At 62.9% G+C, this 25,773-nt stretch carries 21 protein-coding genes; 10 read left to right on the forward strand and 11 right to left on the reverse strand.

Going from position 1 to position 25,773, the window contains the following annotated elements:
* Nucleotides 1-15: 15 nt before the first annotated feature.
* From AB8A50_RS26110 to AB8A50_RS26135, 6 genes are all read left to right on the forward strand, one after another.
* Nucleotides 16-789, forward strand: a complete 774-nt coding sequence (locus AB8A50_RS26110; protein WP_439062705.1) for a class II aldolase/adducin family protein — start codon at nucleotides 16-18, stop codon at nucleotides 787-789.
* Between the two features lie 66 nt (nucleotides 790-855).
* A complete protein-coding gene (locus tag AB8A50_RS26115; protein WP_439079419.1) occupies nucleotides 856-2,403 on the forward strand; it encodes an ABC transporter substrate-binding protein in 1,548 nt (515 codons plus the stop codon).
* An 84-nt stretch (nucleotides 2,404-2,487) separates the two neighbouring features.
* Nucleotides 2,488-3,459, forward strand: coding sequence for an ABC transporter permease (locus AB8A50_RS26120; protein WP_439079420.1), 972 nt, complete (start codon nucleotides 2,488-2,490; stop codon nucleotides 3,457-3,459).
* Complete coding sequence (locus AB8A50_RS26125; RefSeq protein WP_093759485.1) at nucleotides 3,456-4,295, forward strand: ABC transporter permease; 840 nt, start codon at nucleotides 3,456-3,458, stop codon at nucleotides 4,293-4,295. The genes AB8A50_RS26120 and AB8A50_RS26125 overlap by 4 nt, the downstream gene beginning before the upstream one ends.
* Nucleotides 4,295-5,914, forward strand: a complete 1,620-nt coding sequence (locus AB8A50_RS26130) for an ABC transporter ATP-binding protein (protein ID WP_439079421.1) — start codon at nucleotides 4,295-4,297, stop codon at nucleotides 5,912-5,914. Before AB8A50_RS26125 ends, AB8A50_RS26130 begins: the two co-directional genes overlap by 1 nt.
* A 19-nt stretch (nucleotides 5,915-5,933) precedes the next feature.
* Complete coding sequence (locus AB8A50_RS26135; RefSeq protein WP_439079422.1) at nucleotides 5,934-6,872, forward strand: 2-hydroxyacid dehydrogenase; 939 nt, start codon at nucleotides 5,934-5,936, stop codon at nucleotides 6,870-6,872.
* Nucleotides 6,873-7,040: 168 nt separating this feature from the next.
* On the opposite strand, the gene AB8A50_RS26140 is transcribed toward AB8A50_RS26135, so the two are convergent.
* The 5 genes from AB8A50_RS26140 to AB8A50_RS26160 all read right to left on the reverse strand — a co-directional run bounded on the left by AB8A50_RS26140 (nucleotide 7,041) and on the right by AB8A50_RS26160 (nucleotide 12,327).
* A complete protein-coding gene (locus AB8A50_RS26140; RefSeq protein WP_439079423.1) occupies nucleotides 7,041-7,619 on the reverse strand; it encodes a sarcosine oxidase subunit gamma in 579 nt (192 codons plus the stop codon).
* A complete protein-coding gene (locus tag AB8A50_RS26145) occupies nucleotides 7,612-10,578 on the reverse strand; it encodes a sarcosine oxidase subunit alpha family protein (RefSeq protein WP_439079424.1) in 2,967 nt (988 codons plus the stop codon). Before AB8A50_RS26145 ends, AB8A50_RS26140 begins: the two co-directional genes overlap by 8 nt.
* Nucleotides 10,575-10,835, reverse strand: coding sequence for a sarcosine oxidase subunit delta (locus AB8A50_RS26150; protein ID WP_439079425.1), 261 nt, complete (start codon nucleotides 10,833-10,835; stop codon nucleotides 10,575-10,577). The genes AB8A50_RS26145 and AB8A50_RS26150 overlap by 4 nt, the downstream gene beginning before the upstream one ends.
* Before the next feature lie 6 nt (nucleotides 10,836-10,841).
* Complete coding sequence (locus tag AB8A50_RS26155; RefSeq protein WP_439079426.1) at nucleotides 10,842-12,092, reverse strand: sarcosine oxidase subunit beta family protein; 1,251 nt, start codon at nucleotides 12,090-12,092, stop codon at nucleotides 10,842-10,844.
* Between the two features lie 109 nt (nucleotides 12,093-12,201).
* On the reverse strand, nucleotides 12,202-12,327 hold the full coding sequence (locus tag AB8A50_RS26160) for a hypothetical protein (RefSeq protein WP_256461202.1): 126 nt from the start codon (nucleotides 12,325-12,327) through the stop codon (nucleotides 12,202-12,204).
* A gap of 125 nt (nucleotides 12,328-12,452) precedes the next feature.
* On the opposite strand from AB8A50_RS26160, the gene AB8A50_RS26165 reads away from it, so the two are divergent.
* Nucleotides 12,453-13,271 carry an aldo/keto reductase gene (locus AB8A50_RS26165; protein ID WP_439079427.1) on the forward strand — a complete coding sequence of 273 codons (819 nt, stop codon included), beginning with the start codon at nucleotides 12,453-12,455 and terminating at the stop codon, nucleotides 13,269-13,271.
* Nucleotides 13,272-13,484: 213 nt separating this feature from the next.
* Here the strand turns inward: AB8A50_RS26165 and nikR are convergent, their stop codons facing one another.
* Nucleotides 13,485-13,925 (reverse strand): nickel-responsive transcriptional regulator NikR, encoded by a 441-nt coding sequence (gene nikR, locus AB8A50_RS26170; RefSeq protein WP_439079428.1) that lies wholly within the window; start codon nucleotides 13,923-13,925, stop codon nucleotides 13,485-13,487.
* Nucleotides 13,926-14,020: 95 nt separating this feature from the next.
* Between nikR and AB8A50_RS26175 the strand changes: the two genes are divergently transcribed.
* Both AB8A50_RS26175 and AB8A50_RS26180 read left to right on the forward strand, forming a co-directional pair.
* Nucleotides 14,021-16,318: a TonB-dependent receptor domain-containing protein gene (locus tag AB8A50_RS26175; protein WP_439079429.1), complete on the forward strand. Its 2,298-nt coding sequence runs from the start codon at nucleotides 14,021-14,023 to the stop codon at nucleotides 16,316-16,318.
* Between the two features lie 92 nt (nucleotides 16,319-16,410).
* On the forward strand, nucleotides 16,411-17,562 hold the full coding sequence (locus tag AB8A50_RS26180; protein ID WP_439079430.1) for a lactonase family protein: 1,152 nt from the start codon (nucleotides 16,411-16,413) through the stop codon (nucleotides 17,560-17,562).
* Between the two features lie 215 nt (nucleotides 17,563-17,777).
* Here AB8A50_RS26180 and AB8A50_RS26185 read toward each other — a convergent pair whose 3' ends face one another.
* From AB8A50_RS26185 to AB8A50_RS26200, 4 genes are all read right to left on the reverse strand, one after another.
* Nucleotides 17,778-18,713: an MBL fold metallo-hydrolase gene (locus AB8A50_RS26185; RefSeq protein ID WP_439079431.1), complete on the reverse strand. Its 936-nt coding sequence runs from the start codon at nucleotides 18,711-18,713 to the stop codon at nucleotides 17,778-17,780.
* 261 nt (nucleotides 18,714-18,974) lie between these two features.
* A complete protein-coding gene (locus AB8A50_RS26190) occupies nucleotides 18,975-20,189 on the reverse strand; it encodes an acyl-CoA dehydrogenase (protein ID WP_120288483.1) in 1,215 nt (404 codons plus the stop codon).
* A 124-nt stretch (nucleotides 20,190-20,313) separates the two neighbouring features.
* Nucleotides 20,314-21,405, reverse strand: a complete 1,092-nt coding sequence (ribB, locus tag AB8A50_RS26195) for a 3,4-dihydroxy-2-butanone-4-phosphate synthase (RefSeq protein WP_089263618.1) — start codon at nucleotides 21,403-21,405, stop codon at nucleotides 20,314-20,316.
* 272 nt (nucleotides 21,406-21,677) lie between these two features.
* Nucleotides 21,678-23,405 carry a cation:proton antiporter gene (locus tag AB8A50_RS26200; RefSeq protein WP_439079432.1) on the reverse strand — a complete coding sequence of 576 codons (1,728 nt, stop codon included), beginning with the start codon at nucleotides 23,403-23,405 and terminating at the stop codon, nucleotides 21,678-21,680.
* A gap of 159 nt (nucleotides 23,406-23,564) precedes the next feature.
* Between AB8A50_RS26200 and AB8A50_RS26205 the strand changes: the two genes are divergently transcribed.
* Entirely contained in the window at nucleotides 23,565-24,806 is a 1,242-nt protein-coding gene (locus AB8A50_RS26205) for a PLP-dependent aminotransferase family protein (RefSeq protein ID WP_439079433.1), read from the forward strand.
* Between the two features lie 24 nt (nucleotides 24,807-24,830).
* Here the strand turns inward: AB8A50_RS26205 and AB8A50_RS26210 are convergent, their stop codons facing one another.
* Nucleotides 24,831-25,676 carry a DUF1499 domain-containing protein gene (locus AB8A50_RS26210; RefSeq protein ID WP_439079434.1) on the reverse strand — a complete coding sequence of 282 codons (846 nt, stop codon included), beginning with the start codon at nucleotides 25,674-25,676 and terminating at the stop codon, nucleotides 24,831-24,833.
* Between the last annotated feature and the right edge of the window lie 97 nt (nucleotides 25,677-25,773).

Consider the following 25,773-nt stretch of genomic DNA (forward strand, 5'->3'; position numbering starts at 1 on the left):
ACCGCGCCTGTGAATATGCATGCAAACATTACGCCGACTCTCGATGCCGCCAAGCAGGTCCGTATCGACCTCGCCGCCGCCTATCGTCTGATCCACCGCCTCGGCCTCGATGACAGCATTTACACACATATTTCGGTGCGCGTCCCCGGTACGCAGGACCGCTTCCTGATCAATCCCTATGGCATGCGCTTTGAGGAAGTGACGGCGGGTAACCTCGTCACCGTCGACGTCGATGGTAAAGTTGTCGACGATCCGCTCGGCCTTGGTATCAACCCGGCCGGTTTCACCATTCACAGCGCCGTTCACGCCGCGCGCCACGACGCGCAGTGCGTGCTGCACACGCATACCGTTGCCGGTGTCGCGGTGTCGTGCCTCAAGGACGGTCTGCAGCCGCTGAACCAGTGGTCGATGCAGTTTACCGACCGTATCGCCTATCATGACTTCGAAGGCATCGCGCTGGACCTGTCGGAGCGCGAGCGTCTGGTCGCCGATCTCGGTGACAAGATGGTTCTCATCCTGCGCAACCACGGCCTGCTCACCTGCGGCCGCTCGGTTGGTGAGGCCTTCAAGCTGATGTTCAACATGGAGCGCTCCTGCCGCGCGCAGCTCGCGATTCTTTCAACCGGCGCAGAAGTCATTCGCCCGTCCCACGCCATTGCCGCACACACCGCCGGCCAGTATGACCGCGGTTACGACAAGGTGCATGGCACCGAAGGCGGCAAGCCGGACAGCGAGTGGGAGGCCTTCAAGCGCATGCTCGATCGCACGGACGCCGATTACAAGAATTGATCCGACTTCCGCTACACATCGTCAACTGATCTGGGTTACGTGCCTGCCGGCACTAAGGGGAAAGATATGTTGAAGAAATTTGTATTGGCTTTGGCACTGAGCACCGTGAGTACAATGGCGCTCGCGCAGGAGCCGAAGATGGGCGGCACCATCAATGCGGTGATCCAGCCTGAACCGCCGGGCCTGATGCTCGCACTGGTTCAGAACGGCCCGACGCAGATGGTCTCGGGCAACATCTATGAAGGCCTGCTGCGCTACAGCAAGACGCTGGAGCCGCAGCCGGGTCTCGCCGAGAGCTGGACCATCAGTCCGGATGCGAAGACCTACACGTTCAAGCTCAAGCAGGGCGTGACCTGGCACGACGGCAAGCCGTTCACCGCGGCCGACGTGCTGTTCTCCATCGAGACGCTGAAGGTCACCCATGCCCGCGCCCGCAACAACCTCGTGCAGCTCGACAAGGTCGAAGCGCCGGATGATTACACCGTCGTCTTCACGTTGAAGCAGCCCTTTGGCCCCTTCATCGGCATCTTCGAAGTCGGCTCGATGCCGATCATCCCGAAGCACATCTATGAAGGCACGGACGTCAAGACCAATCCGGCGAACAATACGCCGATCGGTACCGGCCCGTTCATGTTCAAGGAATGGAAGAAGGGCTCGTTCATCCAGCTGGTGAAGAACCCCAACTACCACGTCCAGGGCAAGCCCTATATCGACGGCATCTACTGGCAGATCATTCCGGACGCCGCTGCGCGTTCGGTGGCCTACGAGACCGGTAAGGTCGATGTTCTGCCCGGCGGTTCGATCGAGAACTTCGACGTGCCCCGCGTCAGCAAGCTGCCGAACACCTGCGTCACCGGCGATGGCTGGGAATTCTTCTCGCCGATGGCCTGGATGTGGCTCAACAACCGCTCCCCCGTGCTCGCCAACAAGAAGGTTCGTCAGGCGATCATGTATGCGGTAGACCGCGAATTCGCCAAGGACGTGATCTGGAACGGTCTCGGCAAGGTGGCCACCGGCCCATCGTCGTCGGCGATCAAGTTCTACACCGACAACGTGCCGAAATATCCGTACGATCCGGCCAAGGCCAAGGCGCTGCTGAAGGAAGCCGGCTACAAGGGCGAGAAGGTCCGCCTGATGCCGCTGCCTTACGGCGAGACGTGGTCGCGCTGGGGTGAAGCTGTGAAGCAGAATCTCGTCGACGTCGGCATGAATATCGAGACCATCGCCACCGACGTGCCTGGTTCGAACCAGAAGAACATGGAGTGGGATTACGATATCTCCTTCACCTATCTCTATCAATACGGCGATCCGGCGCTCGGCGTTGGCCGCAATTACGTGACGAGCGCGATCCAGAAGGGCCAGCTGTTCAACAATCTCGAGGGATACTCCAATCCCGAGGTCGACAAGCTGTTCGAAGAGGGCGCCGTCGCGACGCCGGATTCGAAGCGCAAGGAGATCTACGAGAAGGTCCAGAAAATCCTCGTCGAGGACGTGCCTGTTGCCTGGCAGCTTGAGCTGCAGTTCCCGACCATCTCGAACTGCAAGATCAAGAACCTGATAACCACAGGTATCGGCGTCAACGATGGCTTCCGCGACGCCTGGATCGACAAGTAAGCTTTCAGCCTGATGCCCGTGACGATCCCTGTGATCGTCACGGGTTTTCTTTGTGTACTCTGACCTGAAAACGATGGACCTCTGATGCTGTCATTCGTTGCCCAGAGGATCGTGAAGGGCGTGTTCGTCCTGCTTGCGATCATCGTGATGAACTTCTTCCTGATCCGCCTTGCGCCCGGCGATCCCGCAGCGGTGATGGCCGGTGAGGCCGGCGCTAGCGATGAGCAATTCGTCCAGCAGCTGCGCGAAAAGTTCTCACTGGACAAACCGCTGCCGGAGCAGCTGTTCATTTACGTGAAGGGTGTCGTCACCCTCGACCTCGGTTTCTCGTTCCGCCAGCAGATGCCGGTCGCGAAGCTGATCGCCGAGCGTCTGCCGGCGACGCTGCTGCTGACGCTGACAGCGTTCGGCATATCGCTGTTGCTGGGCATCACATTCGGTACGCTGGCCGCGAGATTTGCGGGGACATGGGCGGACACCGCCATCACTGTCTCGGCGCTGCTGTTCTATGCCACGCCGATCTTCTGGGTCGCGCTGATGTCGATCCTGCTTTTCTCCGTCTATCTCGGCTGGCTGCCGAGCTTCGGCTACGAGACCGTCGGTGGAAACTTTACCGGATGGGCGCATGTGAAAGACGTGGCTCTGCATCTGGTGATGCCGGCGATGACCATCGGCCTGTTCTTCATGGCGACCTATACGCGCATGACGCGCGCCTCGATGCTTGAGGTCAAGCGGCTGGATTTCGTCAAGACCGCCCGCGCCAAGGGCCTGCGCGACAACATCATCCAGCGCCGCCACGTGCTGCGCAACGCGCTGCTGCCGGTGGTGACGCTGGCCGGCATCCATTCCGGTACGTTGGTCGGCGGCGCCGTGCTCACCGAGACGGTGTTTGCATGGCCCGGCATTGGCAGGTTGCTCTATGAGGCGCTCTTGCAACGCGATTATAACCTTCTGCTCGGCGTCTTTGTGGTCTGCTCGGCGATGGTCCTGATCTTCAACCTCGTCACCGACCTCGTTTATCGACTGGTCGATCCACGCATCGAGTTTGCATCATGAAGAAGTTCTGGAAATTGATGCTGCGCAATCCCGGCGGCGTTATCGGTCTGGTCATCATCACGCTTGCGATTTTCGTCGCGCTGTTCGGGCAGATGATCTTCCCGACCTCGCCCTGGCGCATGGTGCAGCGGCCGTTCCTGCCGCCCTTCACCAATCCCATGGTGACCCTCGGCACCGATGCGCTGGGCCGCGACGTGTTCGCCGGCCTGATCTACGGCGCCCGCGTGTCGTTGCTGGTCGGTCTCGTTTCGACCACCGTGGCGCTGACCATTGGCGTGCCGCTCGGCGCCATCGCCGGCTATTTCGGCGGCAAGGTCGACGACGCCCTGATGCGCTTCACCGAGTTTTTCCAGACCATTCCGAGCTTCCCGCTGGCCATTGTGCTGGTGGCGATCCTGCAGCCGTCGATCTATTCCATCGTCGGTTCCATCGCCATCGTCTCGTGGCCGCCGGTGGCGCGCCTGGTGCGCGGCGAGGTGTTGTCGCTGCGCACCCGCGAATATGTTCAGGCGGCCATTGTGACCGGCCAGAGCAATACCTGGATCATTTCGCGCGAGATTTTGCCGAACGCGCTGTCGCCGGTGATCGTGCTGGCGTCGCTGATGGTGGCCAATGCGATTCTGCTGGAATCCTCGCTGTCGTTCCTCGGCCTTGGCGATCCCAACCTGATGTCCTGGGGCTATATGGTCGGCGCGGGCCGGACGGTGATCCGTCAGGCCTGGTGGATCACGGTCTTCCCCGGGGTCGCCATCCTGATTTCGGTGCTCGGCATGAACCTGATCGGCGAAGGCCTCAACGACGCGCTCAATCCGCGCCTGGCGAAGGATAGCCGCTGATGACCGCTACCCCCGCCGTCTCCATCAAGAATCTCAAGATCGCCCTGCCGAAGAGCGCCGAACGCCCTTATGCGGTCGATGGCGTGTCCATCGATCTCATTCCCGGCGAGATCGTCTGCGTCGTCGGCGAATCCGGTTCCGGCAAGTCCATGTGCGCCCATGCGCTGATGGGACTGTTGCCGGATACGGTGAAGACCGAGACCGGCGAAGTTCTGTTCGAGGGCCGGAATCTTCTGAAGCTCGACGAGAGCGGCTGGCGCGAAGTGCGCGGCCGCGGCATCGCCATGGTGTTCCAGGAGCCGATGACCGCGCTCAATCCCTTGATGCGGATTGGCGAGCAGATGATGGAAATGTTCGAGGCGCATAATCTTTTGACGCCGAAGGAGCGCCGCGCCAAGGCCCTCAGCCTCGCTAAGGAAGTCGGTCTGCCCGATCCGGAGCGCATCATCCGCGCCTATCCGCACCAGCTCTCCGGCGGCCAGCGCCAGCGCGCGATGATCGCCATGGCGCTTGCGCTCGAACCATCGGTGCTTGTCGCCGACGAGCCGACCACGGCACTCGACGTCACCACCCAGGCGCAGATCCTCAAGCTGATCCGCAATCTGCAGCGCAGCCGCAACATGGCGGTGATGTTCATCACCCACGACTTCGGCGTCGTCGCCGATATCGCTGACCGCGTCGTGGTCTTGCGCCATGGCAAGATCGTGGAAGAAGGCTCGATCGACGCCGTCTTCAGGAATCCGCAGCACGATTACACCAAGGCTCTGCTGGCTGCCGTGCCTTCGATGCACCCGCCGGTGCGCGCGTCGCTGGATGAAAATGCGAAGGCTGTCGAGGTCATCGGCCTCGACAAGACCTATGTGACCTCGGGCGGCTGGTTCAAGCCGGATCGCCGCGTGCAGGCGGCGAACGAAGTCACGTTCTCCATCATGCAGGGCGAGACCGTTGGCCTGGTCGGCGAGTCCGGTTCGGGCAAATCGTCAGTGGCGCGTCTGGTGATGCGGCTGATCGAGGCCGATCGCGGCACCGTCCGTATCGGCGATGTCGATCTTACGGCACTCGAAGGCAAGGCGCTGCGCGCGCAGCGCCACCGCATCCAGATGATCTTTCAGGACCCGTTCGCCTCGCTCAATCCGCGTCGCCGGGTCGGCCAGATCATCACCGATGGCCCGATCGCCCGCGGCACCGATCCGAAGGTCGCGATGCAGCGTGCGCGTGATCTGCTGGGGATGGTCGGCCTCGATGCCGGTTCGCTCGACCGCTATCCGCATGAATTCTCCGGCGGCCAGCGCCAGCGTCTCGGCATCGCCCGCGCGCTTGCGATGGATCCGGAGATCATCGTCGCCGACGAAGCCGTCTCCGCGCTCGACGTCTCCGTGCAGGCGCAGGTGCTGAAGCTGCTGGAAGACCTCAAGGCCCGCCTTGGTCTCTCGATGCTGTTCATCACCCACGACCTTCGTGTCGCCGCACAGATCTGCGATCGCATCGCGGTGATGCAGCGCGGTGTGATCGTCGAGCTGAAGCCGACGGCGCAACTGTTTGCGGCGCCGGAACATCCCTACACCCGCGAATTGCTCGGCGCCGTCCCCGGCCAGAGTTCGCCATCCCAGGCCGCCTGACCTTATGCCGACGTCTCCCGTGACTTGCGTTTTCCTGAGCAGGACCATCAACCTGCGCAAATACCTGACCAACGAAATCGCCCGGCTCGACGGCAAGGTGAATTTTGTCGACCATCTCGACGGCACCGATCCCGCTAAAATCGACATGGCGGTGAGCTGGCATCCCCATGCGGATGCGTTCGATCACTATCCGAACCTGAAGGCGGCGTGTTCTATCGGCGCCGGCGCCGACAGCATCCTGAACTGTCCGAGCCTGCGCGATGGCATCGACGTGGTGCGCGTGGTCGAGCCGGCACAGGCGCAGATGATGTCCGGCTTCGTGATCTGGAACGTGATCTATCACCAGCGCCAGTTCGGGACCTATCTGCAGAACCAGCGTGATCACGTGTGGAAGCGCCTCGGCGGCGGACGCCGCCCGTCCGAGGTTGCGATCGGCATTCTCGGCTACGGCGCCATCGGCGCGCGCGTCGCGTCCGATCTGGCGATGCTCGGCTTTCCCGTCCGAGTCTGGAGCCGCTCGGCCAAGCCGACGACGCCGGGTGTGACCGGCTTCCACGGCAGCGACGGGCTCGACGCGATGCTCGCGGGCTCTGAGGTGCTGGTGAACCTGCTGCCGCTGACCGAGGAAACCCGCGGCATCCTCGATGCAAGCCTGTTCGCCAGGATGCCGCGTGGTAGCTATCTCATTCAGGTCGGCCGCGGCGAGCACTCGGTCGAGCAGGATATTCTCGATGCGCTCGCCAGCGGGCAGCTCTCCGGCGCGACGCTCGATGTATTCCACACCGAACCGCTGCCCAAGGACCATCCGTTCTGGTCGCATCCGCAGATCGTGCTGACGCCGCATGACGCCTGCGAGGTCACCATGACCGCGATCGGCGATACGATTTTGGCGACGGCCGAAGCCGTGAAGCTGGGTGTGCAGCCGAAGGATTCGGTGGATCGCGGACGGGGATATTGAGCGCGGCGAGATCGTCTCTCTCGGTTGTCGTCCCCGCGAAGGCGGGGACCCATAACCACGATGCGTGTAATAAAATAGCAGAGCTACAACGAGCACGTTTGGCTTAGTTCTTCGGCGTTTATGGATCCCCGCCTTCGCGGGGATGACACCTGAGAGGGCAGACGTAGACTACTCCACGGCCAGTCCTGTCACGGCCGCCGATGCTTCCAGCCAGTGTAGGAAACTACCGGCCATGCTGCGCGCGACCGCGATGTGGAAAGTCGGCGTCTCATCGACCTTCCACAGCGTCACGCCCATATGCGCGATCTGCGTGACCGCAACGCTGCCGGCTGGAAACGCCGCGGCGCTAAGATCGATGGCGACGCCCTTGGCGAGCGTATCGAGCAGGGCCGGACCGGATAGCCGGAGCAGGCCGACGCTGTCGGACTGATCGACCACCGAGGCGAGGCCGTCGAGCTGCTGCGCAAGCCTATCCACGAAACGCGGCTTGCCCGCATCGTGAGTCACCAGCCAGCGGCCGGGACCGGTGCCGAGAAATGACGTGGCATCGCTGCCGGAACCGTGCGGTCCCAGTGGCAGGTTGATATCGAACTGTTCCTTCACGACAGCAGCGAGCGCGGCACTCTGGCCCTTGCGGGCCATGACGGTAGCAATGGCGATGCCGCGACGCTCGCGCGCGATGACACCGCGGCCATCGCCCATGGAGCGCAACTCAGCAAAGGCGGAGATGTGAGCGAGATCAAGCACGCAGCCGCGCTCCTTCTGTATCGACGAAGACGGGATCTACGACTTCGAGCTCATAGTCGCCGGAGCGTACCGGATCCCAGGCGCGGATGATCTCGCCGTGCCGCTCCGGTCCGCGCGCCAGCAGGCCAAGCCCGATCCAGTGATTGTTGCCAGGGCTGAACGCCGTCGAGGTGATGAAGCCGGCATTGTTGTCCGGCGCAGGCGTCACGCCGCGCGCGAACAGCAGCGATCCGTTGCGGAGGCGCTGGCTGCGATCGACGGGGCGCAGGCCGACCAGCGTCGGCCGATCCGGATCGATCAGCGCCTCGCGCGCCGCCATGGTGCGGCCGATATAGTCCTTCTTTACCGACATCATCCGTCCGAGCCCGAGATCGCGCGCCACGGTCTGGCCGTTGAGTTCGGAGCCGGCGACATGGCCCTTTTCGATCCGCATCACCGACAGCGCCTCGGTGCCATAGGGTGTGACGTCGAAGGCCTTGCCGGCTTGCATCAATGCGTTGAACAGCGCTTCGCCATAGCCCGCGGGCGCAGCGATCTCATAAGCGAGCTCGCCGGAGAACGAGACGCGGAACAACCGCAGCGGAATGTTGCCGACATGGAATTCGGCACAGGCCATGTACGGAAAGGCCTCGTTCGAGACGTCAAAGGCGTCGCCGAGCAGCGCCTGCAGCAGGTCGCGCGATTTCGGCCCCGCGACCGCATATTGCGCCCATTGTTCGGTCACCGAGACCATCTGCACGTCGAGTTCGGGCCACAGCACCTGATGGCAGTATTCGAGATGCTGCATCACCTTGCCGGCATTCACCGTGGTGGTGGTCATCACATAGTGATCGGCGGAGAGCCGCGCGGTGGTGCCGTCATCCATGACGAAACCGTCCTCGCGCAGCATCACGCCATAGCGCACCTTGCCGACGGGCAGCGTCGAGAAGGTGTTGATATAGACGCGGTCGAGGAAGGTGCCGACATCGGACCCGCACAGCGCGATCTTCCCGAGCGTCGAGACATCGCAGATGCCGACGCTGGAGCGCACAGCCTTCACCTCGCGGGTGACGCTCGTGAGCCAGTCATTCTCGCCGGGCAAATTGAACCACTGCGCGCGCATCCATTGGCCAGCTTCCACGAAGGTGGCATTGGCCGCTGCGGAGGCCGCGTGGCTCGCCGTCAGCCGTGTCGGCTTGAAATGCTTGCCGCTGTGCAGGCCCGCGAAAGCACCGATGGCGACCGGGACATGCGGTGGGCGTGCCCGCGTTGCGCCGGTCTCGGCGATGGTCTTTTTGATTTCGCCGGCGAGGATTGCGAGGCCGTTGACGTTGGACGTCTTGCCTTGATCGGTCGCCATGCCCAAAGTCGTGTAGCGCTTGAGCTGCTCGACCGAGCGGAAGCCTTCCTGCGCGGCAAGGGCGACGTCGGTCGCGGTGACATCGTTCTGCAGGTCGACGAAGGCCTTGCGGCGCGATCCCGCGAACAGCCAGACCGGGTTGTTACAGGAGGCTTCATCGCTTGCGAGGATCGGCTTCTGCGCCTGCAACCCGAGACCGACATGCGAGGCAGCTTTTGCGCCGGCCAGCGCGCCGTTCTCCAATGCCTGCGTCAGCGTCCATTGCGCCGCTGCAGCGCCCGCGATCTGCATGCCCGGTGGCGTGTCGCTGCAGAGAAATGCCGATTTCTCCTCCGACCAGTTGCCCTTGCCACCGAGATGCGTGGCGATGCCGATGCTCGGCGACCAGCCGCCGGAAACGCCAAGCGTGTCCACAGCTACGCTGCGGGTCTTGCCCGCACTGTCGGTGATCTCGATCGTGGTCAGCCGGCGATAGCCCGATGTGTCCGAGACATGCGCGTCGAGGAATTGAGGTGCGTTGCCTGCGAGTTTGCGCACCTCTGGCGAAACGTCTGTCCGTGCATCGACCACAACCGCGATTTCAGCACCGGCCTTCTGCAAGTCGAACGCACTGCGCCAGCCATCATCCGATGTCGTGAAGATCGCAACGCGTTGGCCCGGCACCACGCCAAAGCGATTGGCATAAGTGCGCAAAGCCGAGGCCAGCATGATGCCGGGCCTGTCATTGCCGGGAAATACAAGCGGTCGTTCCTGCGCGCCAGCGGCGAGCACGCATTGTTTCGCAACGATCTTCCACAGCCGTTGACGCGGCATGTGAGGAAGTGGCACCGGCAGGTGATCGCTGACGCGCTCGATGGCGCCATATTCGCCGTCATAGGCGCCGAATACGGCGGTGCGCTTGAGGATGCGGACGTTCGGCAGCGTGCCGAGTTCGGCCTCCGCCAGCGCCGCCCATGAGACCGCCGAGACGCCGTCGATCTGTGCGGTGTCGCTGAGCAGACGACCTCCCAGAACGAAGTCTTCTTCGGCGAGGATCACGCGCGCACCGGCGCGCCCGGCCGCAAGCGCAGCGGCGAGGCCTGCCGGGCCGGCGCCGATCACCAGCAGATCGCAGAAAGCGTGAGACTTCTCATAAGTGTCGGGATCGTCGAGACCGCTGAGCGCGCCCAGACCTGCCGAGGCACGGATGGCCGGCTCGTAGAATTTCTCCCAGAACGCCGCCGGCCACATGAAGGTCTTGTAGTAGAAGCCGGCATTGAGCAGCGGCCCGGCGAGCTGATGCACGGCGCGCAGGTCGAAATTCGGCGACGGCCAGCGATTCTGGCTCGATGCGGCGAGGCCATCAAACAGCTCGACTGTGGTTGCCTTGGTGTTTGGTTCGGCGCGCGCGCCCGAGCGCAGCGTCACCAGCGCATTCGGCTCTTCCGGCCCGGCGGAGAAGATGCCGCGCGGCCGGTGATATTTGAACGAGCGGCCGACCAGCATCGTGTCATTGGCGAGCAGCGCCGAAGCCAGCGTATCGCCGGCATAGCCGCCATAGGATTTGCCATCGAAACTGAAGCTGACCGGCTTGGACCGGTCGATCAGACCACCGGATGCGAGACGACGCGAGATGCTCATGACGCAGCCTCATCATGGGCCAGCACGGCGTCGATTACCTCATGCGTCGAGACGTTGCGCGTCACCTTCAGCCAGGCGTGGCAGCCGGCGGCGTGATACCAATATTCCCTGTGAACGCCGACTGGATTGTCGCGCAGATAGACATAGTCGAACATTGCATCGGCATTATCGGGCGCGGGCCGTGTCAGCGTGGCATCGCCGGAATAGGAAAACTCCGAGGCGTCGCGGGATCCGCAATAAGGGCAGGGGATGCGCATGGGGCCTCAGTGCAGTTTCGGTTGGGCGCCCTGGCCCTTTTCATCGACGACATGGCCGCTACGGAAGCGACCCAGCAGCAGACGATTGGCAGCGGGATGCGGCTCGTCCTTCGCCAGCAGATGCGCGAAGACGAAGCCCGAGCCCGGCGTCGCCTTGAAGCCGCCATAGCACCAGCCGGCATTGAGATAGAGTCCTTTGACGTGGGTGCGGTCGATGATCGGCGAGCCGTCCATCGACATGTCGACGAGGCCGCCCCAGTTGCGCAGCATGCGTGCGCGGCCGATCGCCGGCATCAGGGCCATGCCGCCTTCGCAGACATCCTCGACGACAGGCAGATTGCCGCGCTGGGCATAGGAGTTGTAGCCGTCGATATCGCCGCCGAACACGAGTCCGCCCTTGTCGGACTGGCTGATATAAAAATGCCCGGCCCCGAAGGTGATGACCCCGGGAATGACAGGCTTCAATCCTTCGGAGACGAAGGCCTGCAGCACGTGGCTCTCGATCGGGAGCCGCATCCCGGCCATCGCCGCAACGCGCGACGACGATCCGGCGACGGCAAGGCCGATCTTCTTGGCCTTGATCGCGCCGCGCGAGGTCTGCACGCCCACCGTGCGACCGTCGACGATGTCGATCCCTGTCACTTCGCAATTCTGGATCACGTCGACGCCGCGATCGCTGGCGCCGCGGGCGTAGCCCCACGCCACCGCATCATGGCGCACGGTGCCGCCGCGCTTCTGCAAGAGGCCGCCCTGGATCGGGAAGCGTGCATTGTCGAAATTCAAGAACGGATAGAGTTTGCGCACGCCCTCGCGGTCCAGCAGTTCGGAATCGGCGCCGTTCAGCCGCATCATGTTGCCGCGCCGTGCATAGGCGTCGCGCTGGCCGTCGGAATGATACAGGTTCAGCACGCCGCGCTGGCTGACCATGGCGTTGTAGTTGAAGTCCTGCTCGAGGCCTTCCCACAGTTTCAGCGATAGCTCATAGAGCGATATATTCTCGGAGAGCAGATAGTTGGAACGGATGATGGTGGTGTTGCGGCCGATATTGCCTGACCCGATCCAGCTCTTTTCAAGGACGGCGATGTTCTTGAGGCCGTACTCTTTCGCCAGATAATAGGCCGTCGCCAGCCCATGGCCGCCGCCGCCAACAATGACAATGTCGTATTCGGGCTTCGGCGCAGCATCACGCCATTGCGGCGTCCAGCCTTTATGGCCGGTGAGGGTTTGCCTGAGCAGCGACGTCAGCGAATAGCGCATGGAGAATCCGGGTGGCGATCAGGCCCGGAGTGTCGCGTATTTCGGGGATCGGCACCAGTCCATGCGCGACATTCAGAAGCCCATCAGCGACATCGTGAGATGATGTCGTTTAGCGCGCCAGCCAGAAGCCGCCCACCACCAGGATCATGGCCAGCAGGCTGATGACCCCGAGCACGGCCGCAGTGATGGCCAGCAGGCCGTGGGAGTCGAGCCATCCGCGTAATGCCTTTTCCATGGTGCTGAAACTCTCCCGGTGATTTGAGTTTATCGTTGCAGGCTGGCACCGTATCAAACACTTCAGGCGCCGTCGTCTCGGACGGTTTCGCCATATTGAAGAATTGACATGCTTGAGGAAGTGACATGGACAATCTGAATACCCAGGGCATCAAGGTGCCGAAGCTCGGCCTCGGCACGTTCAAGCTCACGGGTGAGGGCTGCGTCGCCGGCGTGGAAAGCGCTATCGGCCTCGGTTATCGGCACATCGACACCGCCGAAATGTATGGCAACGAGGCCGAAGTCGGCGCCGGCATCAAGGCCTCGGGCATCGCCCGCAAGGATCTGCATGTCACCACCAAGGTCTGGCATGAGAATCTCGCGCCGGATGCCATCAAGCGCGCCTTCGACACCAGCATGAAGAAACTCAGTCTCGATGTCATCGATCTCTATCTGGTGCATTGGCCTTCGAAGGGCATGGACCTGCCGGCGATCTTCGAGACGCTGCTGAAGCTCAAGGACGAAGGCCGGGTCCGCGCCATCGGTGTCGCGAATTTCCCGGTCAAGCTGATGAAGCAGGCGGTGGAGGAGATCGGCGCGCCGGTCGCCTGCAATCAGGTCGAATACCATGCGCTGCTCGACCAGACGAAGCTGCTGACCTATCTCCGCTCGAAGTCGATCCCGCTGGTGGCCTATTGCCCGCTCGGCCAAGGCCGCCTGGCCGACAACGATGTGATGAAAAAGATCGCCGCCAAGCACGGCGTGTCAGCGGCGCAGGTCGCATTGAAATGGCTGCTCGATCAGGACGGCGTCGCGGCGATCCCCAAGGCGTCGCGCAAGGAAAGTCAGCAGGCCAATCTCGATGCGCTGAAGGTCACGCTGGACGACGACGACCGCAAGGCGATCGCGGCACTGCCGAAGACGCAGCGGCTGGTGAATCCGGGTTTTGCGCCGGATTGGGATTGATCTTTCTTGCTTCCCCTCTCCCCCATGCGAAGCGCAGCTTCGCTAGATGGGAGAGGGTGGATCGAACCGCGAAGCGGTTCGAGACGGGAGAGGGGGCGCCACAAGCTCCGTGCTTCTCGGCTATCCCTCTCCCGCCTTCGCTTCGCTCAGGCACCCTCTCCCGCTGCGCGCAGCTTCGCAGCGCTGGGGGAGAGGGGGAAGGCAAGCGCTCCGCTACCCGTGGCTGTGCCCCTTCTTCTTCCCCTCCACCTTCTTACCCGTCGGCATCATCACCACGCGGCCATATTTCACGCCGCGCTCCGCAATGATGTGATCGGCAAAGTGCTGCACTTCGCTGCCGGAGCCGCGTAGTGCGGTGACTTCCATGCAGTTGTCACCGTCGAGATGCACATGCAGCGTCGCCAGCGAGAGGTCGTGGTGATGGTGATAGGTGTCGACCAGCCGGCGTGACAGATCGCGCTGGGCGTGATCATAGACATAGACCAGGGCGGCCACGCATTCGCCGGCCTTGCCCTTCTCCTGCGCGGCCTGCTGCATGCCGGCACGGGCGAAATCGCGGATCGCTTCGGAGCGGTTCTGATAGCCGTGTTCGGCGATCATCGCATCCAGCTCTTCCATCAGGTCGTCATCGAGCGTGATCGTAATGCGCTGCATCGGTCCTCTCAAAAGTATGACGAATCTTTGACTTTGTCATACTTGGCATGTCAGTGTGTTCCGGTTGAACCCAGCATAGCCCGGCCGACTGACCGATGCATCGCTCTCTCTTTTCATCGGCCGGACTCTCGCTGGCTTCGTTGCTTGCAGCCGTCACGCCCTCAGCCGCGCAGCCGGCGACGGTGTTGTCCCCGGTCGAAGTCGAGGCACCGCCGCGGCATGCAGCCAAGCCACGCGTACCGCGCAGCGGGAATGAGGCGGGCCGCCCGGCGGCACGCCATGTTGCCGCACCGACCTTGGGTGGCGGCGGCATGAGTGTCACGCCCGGCGCCAGTGCAGCGCAGGCGCCGGTCGCCTCTGCCAGCGAGAAGACTGTCAGCGGCACCGAGGTCAATGCGCGGCCGCTGTCGCGCCCGGCCGAAGCGCTCGAAGTCGCGCCCGGCCTGATCATCACCCAGCATTCCGGCGAGGGCAAAGCCAACCAGTATTTCCTGCGCGGCGTGAATCTCGATCACGGCACCGATCTCGCCATCTCCATCGACGGCATGCCGGTGAACATGCGCACCCATGGTCACGGCCAGGGCTATGCCGATACCAACTTCCTCATCCTCGAACTGATCAGTTCGGTGAATGTCCGCAAGGGGCCGTATTTCGCCGATGAAGGCGACTTCTCGTCCGTGGGTGCGATCCATGTCAGCCTGATCGACAGCGTCGCGCGCACCATGGCGTCGATCACATCTGGCAGTTTCGGCTACAACCGCGCCTTCGGCGTCACCTCCGGCAAAGTTGGCGAAGGCACGCTCTTGGTGGCCGCCGAGGCCAATATCTATAACGGCCCGTGGGACAATCCCGACAGGCTCCAGAAGCTGAATGGCGTGATCCGCTACAGCCAGGGCACGGCCGACAACGGCCTGTCGCTGACCGGCATGGCCTATGGCAACAAGTGGAATTCCACCGATCAGGTGCCGCTACGCGCGATCACTTCCGGCGAGATCGGCCGCTATGGCGCGCTCGATCCCAGCGATGGTGGCAATTCGGAGCGTTTCTCGCTGTCCGGCCGTCTCCGGCAAACCGATCTCGACAGCGCAACCAAACTCGATTTCTACGTCGTCAAGAGCAAGCTCAATCTGTGGAACAACTTCACGTTCTTCCTGAGCGATCCGGTCAATGGCGATCAGTTTCACCAATATGACGACCGCGTGCTCGGCGGCATCAATGCCTCGCATACATTCAAGTACAATATCGCAGGCTTCCGCAACGAGACCGAGGTCGGCATCCAGAGCCGCTATGACGATATCAATGTCAGCCTCGGCAACACCATCAAGCGGCAATATCTCTCCACCACGCGTAGCGACGGCGTGAAGGAAGGCAGCGTCGGCCTGTTCGTGCAGAACACGACGTTCTGGACTGATTGGCTCCGCACCAATATCGGCTGGCGCGGCGACTATTACGACACCACGGTCAATTCGTTCTTCAATCCGGTCAATTCCGGCAATGCCACGGCGACCATCGGCAGCCCCAAGGCAGGTCTGGTGATTGGTCCCTTTGCGAAGACCGAGCTGTTCCTGAATGCCGGCGAGGGTTTTCACAGCAACGATGCGCGCGGTGTGACCATCAAGGAATCGCCGTCGGACGGTTCGCCGGTCGATAGCTCGCCGTTCCTGGTCAAGACAAAGGGCGCCGAAGTCGGGCTGCGTACCAAACTCATTCCAGGGCTGACCAGTTCGATCGCGCTCTTCATGCTGGATTCCGCCTCCGAAATCCTGTTCGTCGGCGATGCCGGCGATACTGAAGCCAGCCGCCCCAGCCGCCGCGTCGGCTTCGAATGGACCAACGACTACAAACCGACGTCGTGGCTGAGTCTTGAAGCCGACCTCGCAATGACGCGCGCGCGCTTCCGCGGCAGCAATGCCGATCAGGCGGCGGCCTATGCGGAGCTCGATGGTTATCCGGCCTCGCAGATTGGCAACGCGCCCGGCAATTTCATTCCCGGCGCGCCCAACATGATCGCCTCGGCTGGCATCAGGCTGGGCGAGGCCACCGGCTGGTTTGGCGCCTTGCGCTATCGCTATTTCGGCCCGCGTCCGCTGACGGAAGACGCGGCCTTCATTTCGCCGGCGACGGGATTGCTGAACGGCCAGGTTGGTTACCGCTTCGACAATGGCTGGCGCATCCAGCTCGATGCCTTCAACATGCTCGACAGCAAGTCCGACCAGATCACCTATGCCTATGGCTCGCTGCTGAAAACGGACTCGCTGTTCGCTGCGTGTTTCCCGGCGGGTGGCGCGGCGCCGACGGCGCCTGCCGCGGTGTGCCAGACCGGCATCATGGATCGCGTGCTGCATCCGGTCGAACCGCTGGCCTTGCGGGTGACGGTGGCCGGCCGGTTCTGATCTCGCGGTTCTGACTTTGCCGCAGCGCAGCTTGCCTATTCCAGAAGGCGGTAGCATCATCCCTCCCAATGGAAAGAGGCAGGGAGGTGTTGATGCTCGCACGGGTTTGTTCCGTTTCGCGCCGTTGGCCATTCACGCGTGCCAACGCCGGTTTGAAGGCGCTGCTGGCGATCGTCTCGCTCCCGTTAGCAACAGGGCTCATCATGTCATCGGCCAGTGCCGCCACCTATGTCTATGTCGGCAATGCCGACAGCCAGAGCATCAGCATCCTCGAACTGAAGGCGAATGGCAGTCTCGCTGCGATCGACACCGTGGCGGTGCCGGGGCCGGCAAAGCCCGGCGGCTCGCTGCCGCTGGCCATCAGTCCCGAGAAGCACCGGCTCTATGCTGGCCTCCGCAACGAGCCCTACACGGCGGTGACCTTCGATATCGATGCCAAAACTGGAAAACTGAAACTGGTTGGCCCAGGGCCGCTGGCCGATTCCATGGCCTATATCGCGGTCGACCGCACCGGGCGATTTCTGCTGAGCGCCTCCTATGGCGGCAACAAGGTGACGGTGAACGCCATCGGGCCGAATGGCGTGATCGCGCCGGCACAGCAGGTCGTCGCCACCGAACCGAACGCCCACTGCATTATCGTCGACCCCACCAATCGCTATGTGCTGCATACGAGCCTCGGCGGCGATGTCATCTATCAGCAGAAATTCGATGCCAAGGCGGGAAAGCTGACGCCCAACGATCCGCCGACCGTGAGCGTGAAGGCGAAAGGTGGCCCGCGTCATCTGGTGTTCTCGCCGGACAAGAAGTTCGTCTATCTGCTCAACGAGCTCGATGCCGCGATCTATGTGTTTCCGTGGGACGCGGCGACCGGGACGTTGAAGAAAGAAACGCAGGTCGCCTCTGCCTTGCCCAAGGGATTCGACGGCAAGCCCTGGGCGGCGGATATCCATCTGACGCCGGACGGCAAGTTTCTCTATGCGTCGGAGCGCACCAGTAACACGATCGCGGCATTTCGTATCGATCCCAAGACCGGCGCGCTGACATCGCTTGGCTCCACGGCCACGGAAAAGCAGCCGCGCGGATTCAACATCGATCCGTCGGGCCGCTATCTACTGGCGGTTGGGCAATTGTCGAACAGCATGACGACCTATGCCATCGACAAGGCGACGGGGGCGCTGACCAAGTTGGGTGAAACACCCGTGGGCAAGAATCCGAACTGGGTCGAGATCGTGAATCTGCCGTAAGGACTGTCTCACTTCGAGCCGACGCACAGTCCTCTCGCTCCCTCTCCCCGCAATGCGGGGAGAGGGGTGGGGTGAGGGGCGTGGGCACGTCGATGCCGCAGAGCTTTTCTCTCGTGTCGGCGCGATCCAATCGTCGCTTGATTGTTGTGAGTGCGTGTCCTGCCCCTCACCCGCCGCGAAGACGCGGCGACCTCTCCCCGCAATGCGGGGAGAGGTTAAGCAGCCATCCGATAGCTTCCGCCGATGACCGGGTCGCCGTCCGTCAGCACCAGGCCGCGGGCGACGAGATCTTCCAGATGCGCCAGCACGGAATAGCCGGCGGCACCCGTCAGGCGCGGGTCGAGGCCGATATAGATCGCGCGCACGATGGTGGGGATATCCGCTTCGCCCTTGCCGAGACGATGCAGGATCGAGGCTTCGCGGGCGCGGCGGTGGCGAATGAGAAAGCGGACATAGCGCTGCGCATCCGGAATGTCCGGGCCGTGGCCGGAGAAATACAGGTCCTCGTTACGCGCGGCGAGTTTGTCGAGTGAGGCCATATAGTCGATCATCGATCCATCGGGCGGCGCGACGATGGAGGTCGACCAGCCCATCACATGATCGGCGACAAAGAGATATTTTTTCTCGCGCCAGGCAAAGGCCATGTGGTTGGCGGTGTGGCCCGGCGTCGCCACGCCTTCCAGTGCCCAGCCGTCGCCTTCGATCACCTCGCCGTCGGCGACCAGCACGTCCGGCTTGAAGTCCCGGTCGGCGCCTGACTCCGGCGAATGTTTCTCGCTCTCGAAGCGCGGCCGCGAGGCGCGGTGCGGGCCTTCTGCATAGACCGTGGCGCCGGTGGCAGCCTTGAGCGCTGCGGTGTTCGGCGAATGGTCACTATGGGTATGGGTGACGAAAATATGCGTCACGGTCTCGCCCTTCACGGCATCGAGCAGCGCCTGCAGATGGGCATCATTGGCCGGGCCCGGATCGATGATCGCAACCTTGCCGGTGCCCACGATATAACTGTTGGTTCCGGTAAAGGTGAAAGGTGAGGGGTTGTTGCAGAGAACCCGGCGCACGTTTGGGCGGACCTGATCGACGACGCCGGGCTTCAGCGGATAATCGCGATTGAACGGAACGTCGTCGTTGGCGCCGTTATCCTTGTCGCTCATGGTCGATCCTTCCCAGGGTGTTCTTCGCCTGTGATGACTAGCAAGGGGAGCGGGGAAAGCAAACGGCGGCGGGTCGCGGCTGATATGCAACACTCCGTCATGGCCGGGCTTGACCCGGCCATCCATCTTGCCTTGCTAGATCCAAAGATGGGTGCCCGGGTCAAGCCCGGGCACGACAAATGAGAGCTCTGCGCCTTCAAACGAAAAATGCCCGGCGCGAGGCCGGGCATTTCGAAGCTTTGAAACCTGAAGCGTAGACGCTTAACCGAACGCCTGGATACCCGTGATGGCGCGTCCCAGGATCAGCGCGTGGACGTCATGCGTGCCCTCATAGGTGTTCACGGTCTCCAGGTTCTGCGCGTGGCGCATCACATGGTATTCGGCCTGGATGCCGTTGCCGCCGTGCATGTCGCGGGCCATGCGGGCGATATCGAGCGACTTGCCGCAATTGTTGCGCTTGACCACCGAGATCATGTCCGGATGGAAATTGCCTTCGTCCATCAGGCGGCCGACGCGTAAGCTGCCCTGCAAGCCGAGCGAGATCTCGGTCAGCATGTCGGCGAGCTTCTTCTGCACCAGCTGGGTAGCAGCGAGCGGGCGGTTGAACTGCTTGCGGTCCAGCGTGTACTGGCGGGCGCGGGCCATGCAGTCCTCGGCGGCGCCGAGCACGCCCCAGGAGATGCCGTAGCGGGCGCGGTTGAGGCAGCCGAACGGACCCTTGAGGCCCGACACGTTGGGCAGCAGATTCTCTTCCGGCACGATCACGCCGTCCATGACGATTTCGCCGGTGATCGAGGCGCGCAGCGACAGCTTGCCGCCAATCTTCGGCGCCGTGAGGCCCTTCATGCCCTTCTCGAGAATGAAGCCACGGATCTGGTTGTCATGCGCGGCGGACTTCGCCCACACCACGAACACGTCGGCGATCGGGGCGTTCGAGATCCACATCTTGGAGCCCGAGAGCTTGTAGCCGTCCGACACCTTCTCGGCGCGGGTCTTCATGCCGCCGGGATCGGAGCCGGCATCGGGCTCGGTCAGGCCGAAGCAGCCGACCCACTCGCCGGTGGCGAGCTTGGGCAGGTACTTCTTGCGCTGGTTCTCGTCGCCGTAAGCGTAGATCGGATACATCACCAGCGACGACTGCACCGAGTTCATCGAGCGGTAGCCCGAGTCGACGCGCTCGATTTCGCGGGCGACGAGGCCGTAGGCGACATAGCTGGCATTGGCGCAGCCATAGTCTTCCGGCAGCGTGATGCCGATCAGGCCGAGCTCGCCCATCTCGTTGAAGATTTCGCGGTCGGTATGCTCATTGAGATAAGCGTCGTTGACGCGCGGCAGCAGCTTGTCCTGGGCGTAAGCGCGCGCGGTGTCGCGGATCATGCGCTCGTCTTCGGTGAGCTGGCTATCGAGCAGGAACGCATCGTCCCACTGGAAACTTGCAGCGGCCGGCTTGTCCTTTGCCTTGGGGGCAACGCTCATCGAAATCCCTTTCACATCATGGCTGAGTAATGCGCATTGGCTGCGCGTGTTCTGGTCGCAAGCGCTGTTTCGCTCAACAGGGTGCCGTCTCAGGCGGCACCCGCGCATTGCGTGCTACGGCATTTTAGGTCTTTGAACTATCGCCATCAAGCTGTTCGTTGCAGGCGATCTCGATGCCGAAACCCGACAGGCCCTTGTAGTCATGGGTCGACGAGGTCAGATGGCGGATCGAGGTGACGCCGAGATCGCGCAGGATCTGTGCACCGACGCCGATTTCACGCCACTGCCGGTTGCGGTCGGCTTCCGCCGACTTCGGCGCATCGAGCGGCTCGACGGGCACGCCCGCGGCGCCATCGCGCAGATAGACCAGCACGCCGCTGCCGTTCTTCTTGAAGCGTTCCAGCACGGGCTGCATCTTGGCCGGGCCGAAAAACACGTCGCGCACAATGTTGGGCTTGTGGAAGCGCGTCAGCACGTTCTTGCCGTCGCCGACGCTGCCGTAAACGAAGGCAACATGGTGGATCGGATCGAACGGCGAGCGATAGGAATAGCCGTGCAGCGGGCCGATCGGACTGTCGGTGGTGAAGGTCGAGACGCGCTCGATCAGCTTCTCGCGGGCCTGACGATAGGCGATCATGTCAGCGATCGTGACATGCTTGAGCTTGTGCTTGGCCGCGAAGTCGACGACCTGCTGGCCCTTCATCACCGAGCCATCGTCGTTCATCAATTCGCTGATGACGCCGACGGGCGCGAGATTGGCCAGCTTGCAGAGATCGACGGCGGCTTCGGTATGGCCGGAGCGCATCAGCACGCCACCCTCGCGCGCGATCAGCGGGAAGATATGACCGGGACGGGCGAAGTCATTGGCGCCTGCATTCGGATTGGCCAGTGCGCGGCAGCAGGAGGCGCGCTCATCGGCTGAAATACCGGTACCGCCATCGGGTTTGTAGTCGATGGAGACGGTAAAGGCGGTGGTGTGGTTGCTATCGTTGTTGACGACCATCGGATCGAGCCGCAAGCGGCGCGCATCCTCGGTGGTGATCGGCGCGCAGACGATGCCGGAGGTGTGCCGGATGATGAAGGCCATCTTCTCGGCGGTACAGAACGACGCGGCGACGATGAGGTCGCCTTCGCCCTCGCGGTCGTCATCGTCGGTCACCACGACCATTTCGCCGGCGGCAAAGGCTTGCAGAACGTCTGAAATCGGGTCGGCCATAAAATTCGCCTCGGATGCACTCTTGCTCTGTGTGAAGTCCATATGGCGCAGAGCGGGGGGCGGTGCAACCCGCGGAAATGGGGGGCGGTATGCGGGTTCGCAGTGCGGAATGGGGAGTTTGCCTTCTCCCCGCTTGCGGGGAGAAGGTGGCCCGAGCTTGCGAAGCATGATCGGGTCGGATGAGGGGGACGTTCCACGAACTGATGAGTGGATGGAAAGTCCCCCTCACCCGCCGCGAAGACGCGGCGACCTCTCCCCGAAGCGGGGAGAGGTCAAGGCAGCACTTCCCGCCGCTCCGCCAGCTGCGTGTCCATTTCGGCGCGTTTATCGTCCAGCAGGCCCTGATCGGCGGCCTCGATCACCTCATACAGCGCATGGGCGTCGCTGAGCCGGGGCACGGTGACGTAGTCGGCGCCGGCCGCGTAAATATCGCTCACGTCGCCGAGCACGTCCGCCGTCGAGATGATCTTGGCGGTTGGGTTGATCGAGCGGACATGGCGGACCAGCTTCTCGTTATTCGCGCCCTTCAGGAGCGAGTCCGGCACGCTGAGGATGATGATCTCGGCCTTGCCGACGCCGGCATGCACCAGCGTGTCGACATTGCTGATGTCGCCATAGATCACGTGCTGGCCGCGCCCGACCAAAGTGCGGAAGACGTTCGGATTGAAGTCGACGACGCTGATCTGGTCGAGCAGCGACGCGTTCTGGCGCTCGATCTCGGCAAGCAGGGCGGACGCGGTGCGGAAGAAGCCGAGAATGACGATGCGGCGGGCGTCGCCATGGCCCTCGGCATGATCGCCCTCGCGGCCCTGGCCGTGATCGAGGTCGCGCAGCCCGATGCGCTTCATCGGGCCGATCAAGAGGCGCGTGATCTGGTCGCTGCGCATCATCGCGAAGGTGGAGAGCACCGCGAGGATCACGAAGGCGAAGGACGCTGCGCTGGAGGTCTGCGTGGTGATATGGCCGGCAGCGATGCCCGTTTGGAGCACCACCAGCGAGAATTCGCTGATCTGCGCCAGATTGAGCGCCGGCAGCAGGCTGGCGCGCAGCCCCTGCTTCATCAGATACAGCGGCGTGAAGGTCGTGAGCATGCGGCTGATCACGGTGAACACGGCGATGATCAGGGCGAGGCCGATGGTCGCGCCGTTCGGGATCGGGATCGTCATGCCGACGGCGACGAAGAACAGCGTGATGAAGAAATCCCGCAGCGTCGTCACCTTGGCAGTGACGTCGAGCGCGTAGGGGAAGGTCGACAGCGATACGCCAGCCACCAGCGAGCCCATCTCGCGCGACAGATGCAGCCGCTCGGCGATCTCGCCGATCAGGAAGCACCAGGCCAGCGCACCCAGCAACACCAGCTCCGGCCGCCGCGCGATCTGATGGAACAGCGCCGGCAGCACATAACGGCTCAGGATCAGCGCGGTGGCGACCAGCACGCCGACGCGGGCGATGGACAAAGCGATGACGCTGACCTGCAGATCGGCGAGGCTCGGCTGCACCGCCAGAAACAGGATTGCGAAGATATCCTGCAGCACCAGGATGCCGAGCGTGATGCGGCCGGGCAGGGTGTCGAGCTCGCGCTTCTCGTAGAGCACCTTGACGATGACCACCGTGGAGGAGAGCGCACAGGCGACGCTGAGATACAGCGCGTCGAACCCGCCGCCGCCGAGCTTGAGCCCGAGCGCCATGAAGAAGGCGGCGCCGAGCACGCAGCCTGCGATCAACTGGCCGCCCGCGGCGAACAGGATGACCTTGCCGGCGCGGATGATCTTCTTCAGATCGATCTCGAGACCGATCATGAACAGCATGAAGATCAGGCCGAGTTCGGAGATCGTGCTGATGGATTCGTCCGACTTGACCCAGCCGATGCCGAATGGCCCAATGATGAAGCCGGCAATCAGATAAGCAAGAATCAACGGCTGACGGGTGAAATGCGCAATAAGCCCGATGCCCCACGCAAACAGGATACACAGCGTGATATCGCGGATTAAGTCGTGCATGCCCCTGCCGGAAAAGCCTTACATTTCGGCGGCACTCTAATGGTGCGCCGCGTGAGGGCAAAGGGGTAATATCCGGCATTCGGCGCGCGATACACGCGGGGGGGGGGGCGGTCCAACGAGGCAGCCTTCATCATAAAAAGCTTCAGGGAGACGACGTTCATGACCACCACACGGTTCGACTACGCGCCATTGCTGCCTCCGGGCCTGCCCGCGGCTGCGGCAAAATGGACCGGTCTCGCCAAATACAGCTTCGTCGGCGGGAACAACGATATGGACCAGGTACCGGTGGAGGGCCTGACTGCCGCCGCCAATGCCGTCATGCTGCGCGAGGGACGCACGCTGGCAACCTACGGTCTGGCGAGCGGTCCGCAGGGCTATCTGCCGCTGCGCACCTTCATCGCCGGCAAGCTGAAGCGCGACGCAAGCATCGATTGTACGGCTGATGACATCCTGGTCGTCTCCGGTTCGCTGCAGGCGCTCGACCTCGTCAATCACAGCCTGCTGGCCAAGGGCGACACCGTCATCATCGAGCGCGACTGCTATCAAGGCTCCATCAACCGGCTCACCCGTCTCGGCGTCAATATCGTCGGCATCCCCTTGGATGACGACGGCATGCGGATGGACGCGCTGGCCTCAGCATTGGAAGATCTGAAGGCGAAGGGCATCCGGCCGAAATATATCTATACGATCCCGACCGTGCAGAACCCGACCGCCACCATCATGCCGGAAAGCCGTCGCCGCGAGCTGCTGGCGCTGTCGGCCAGATATGGCGTTCCCATCTTCGAGGACGATTGCTATGCCGATCTGATCTGGAACGGCGAGCGTCCGCCGGCGATTCACGCGATGGATACAAGCGGCAGCGTGATCCATATCGGCTCGTTCTCCAAGTCGATCGCGCCTGCTCTCCGCGTCGGCTACATCGTCGCGCCCTGGGAAATCATGTCGCGCATGCTGGCGCTGAAGACCGATGCCGGCTCAGGCGCACTGGAGCAGATGGTCCTCGCCGAATATTGCGTGCCGCATTTCGCCACCCATGTGCCGAAGGCGACACGCGGACTACGCGCCAAGCTGGAGACGCTGATGGATGCGCTCAACGAGCAGTTCGGCACGGCGGCGGAATTCGACGAACCCAAAGGCGGCATTTTTCTGTGGGTGAAACTGCCCGCCAATGTCGATGCGATGAAGCTCTATCAGGCCGCGCTCAAGGCCGGCGTGTCGATCAATCCCGGCCCGGAGTGGTCTGTCGACAAGGCCTATGCGCACAGCCACATTCGCATCTGCTTCGCCAGTCCGACTCATCAGGAAATCCGCGAAGGGATTGCGGTGCTCGCTGATGTCTGCCGGCAGCAGTTCGGCGTGCCAGAGCGGATCGCGAATGTGGAGAAACGCGCGCGGGGGTGAATTCTCGTTGAGGAGGGCAGCGGCCTATTTCTTCACGCCCTTGGCCGCGGCCTTTGCCGGCGTCGCTGCCTTCTTCGGTGCCGGCGCGCTGTCGACGGCGGTGTTGATGTCGTCGATCAGCTTGGTGATGCGCGCGGCGTTGCTGCCGAGATCGCCTTTGAAATAGCGTGACGACGAGCGAATATCGACGCGCGAGCCTTCGCCGTCGGGTGTGAAGCGGATCGAGACGTCCTCGCGAAACCCCATGATAGGGGTGCGCGCCACCGCCTCGATGCGGCCAATGCGGCGCGGGGGCTGCGGCGGACGCTCGTCGATGACGATCCACTTGCGCTTTTCCACCAAAGCGCGCGTCACGTCATAGGCGCGTTGTACAGGCACCTCCAGCTCCACCGGCTCGATATCCGGATAGGCCGTGCGCTGCTGCTCCGCGGAGTAGAGGCCGGAATAGACGGCTGAATTGGTGCCGTCGCCGGTCCGCAGCCGCGCCAGCGCCTCGAAGCGCGGTGGGTCGACGGGGTCGGTGGTGATGTCGTGGATCTTCGGCAATTTGCGATACTGGTACGCAAGGTAGCCGGGATACGCCAGGATCACGACGTCGAGCATCAGCGCCACCATGATCACGCTCATGCCCCGCGAGCCGTTCTGCCAGATCGCGGCAAAGCCGGCGAGCGCCACCAGGATCGACAGGCCGGCGAATCCCAACGCGCCGAAGAAGGTCATCAGTGCCGGTTTCACTTCGAGGAACCCGAAGCGGACGATGATGATCGAGGTGAGGGCGGCAATGGCGGCGAAAACCGCGAGGCGCCGCGCCCACAGCGCCAGGCTGGATACTGGCTCCGACTGGTAAGCGGCCGAAAACCTGCGTGCCATGGGGAATTTCTGCCGGATTGAGCTTGCGAAGGCGCTGATAGCGCCGGATTCCGAATAGGGTGCTTGAGACCATGCCGGGCCGGGAATTTCAAGGCAC

Origin of the sequence: Tardiphaga sp. 841_E9_N1_2, from assembly GCF_051811065.1 — a bacterium.
In the GTDB taxonomy this organism is placed as follows: domain Bacteria; phylum Pseudomonadota; class Alphaproteobacteria; order Rhizobiales; family Xanthobacteraceae; genus Tardiphaga; species Tardiphaga robiniae.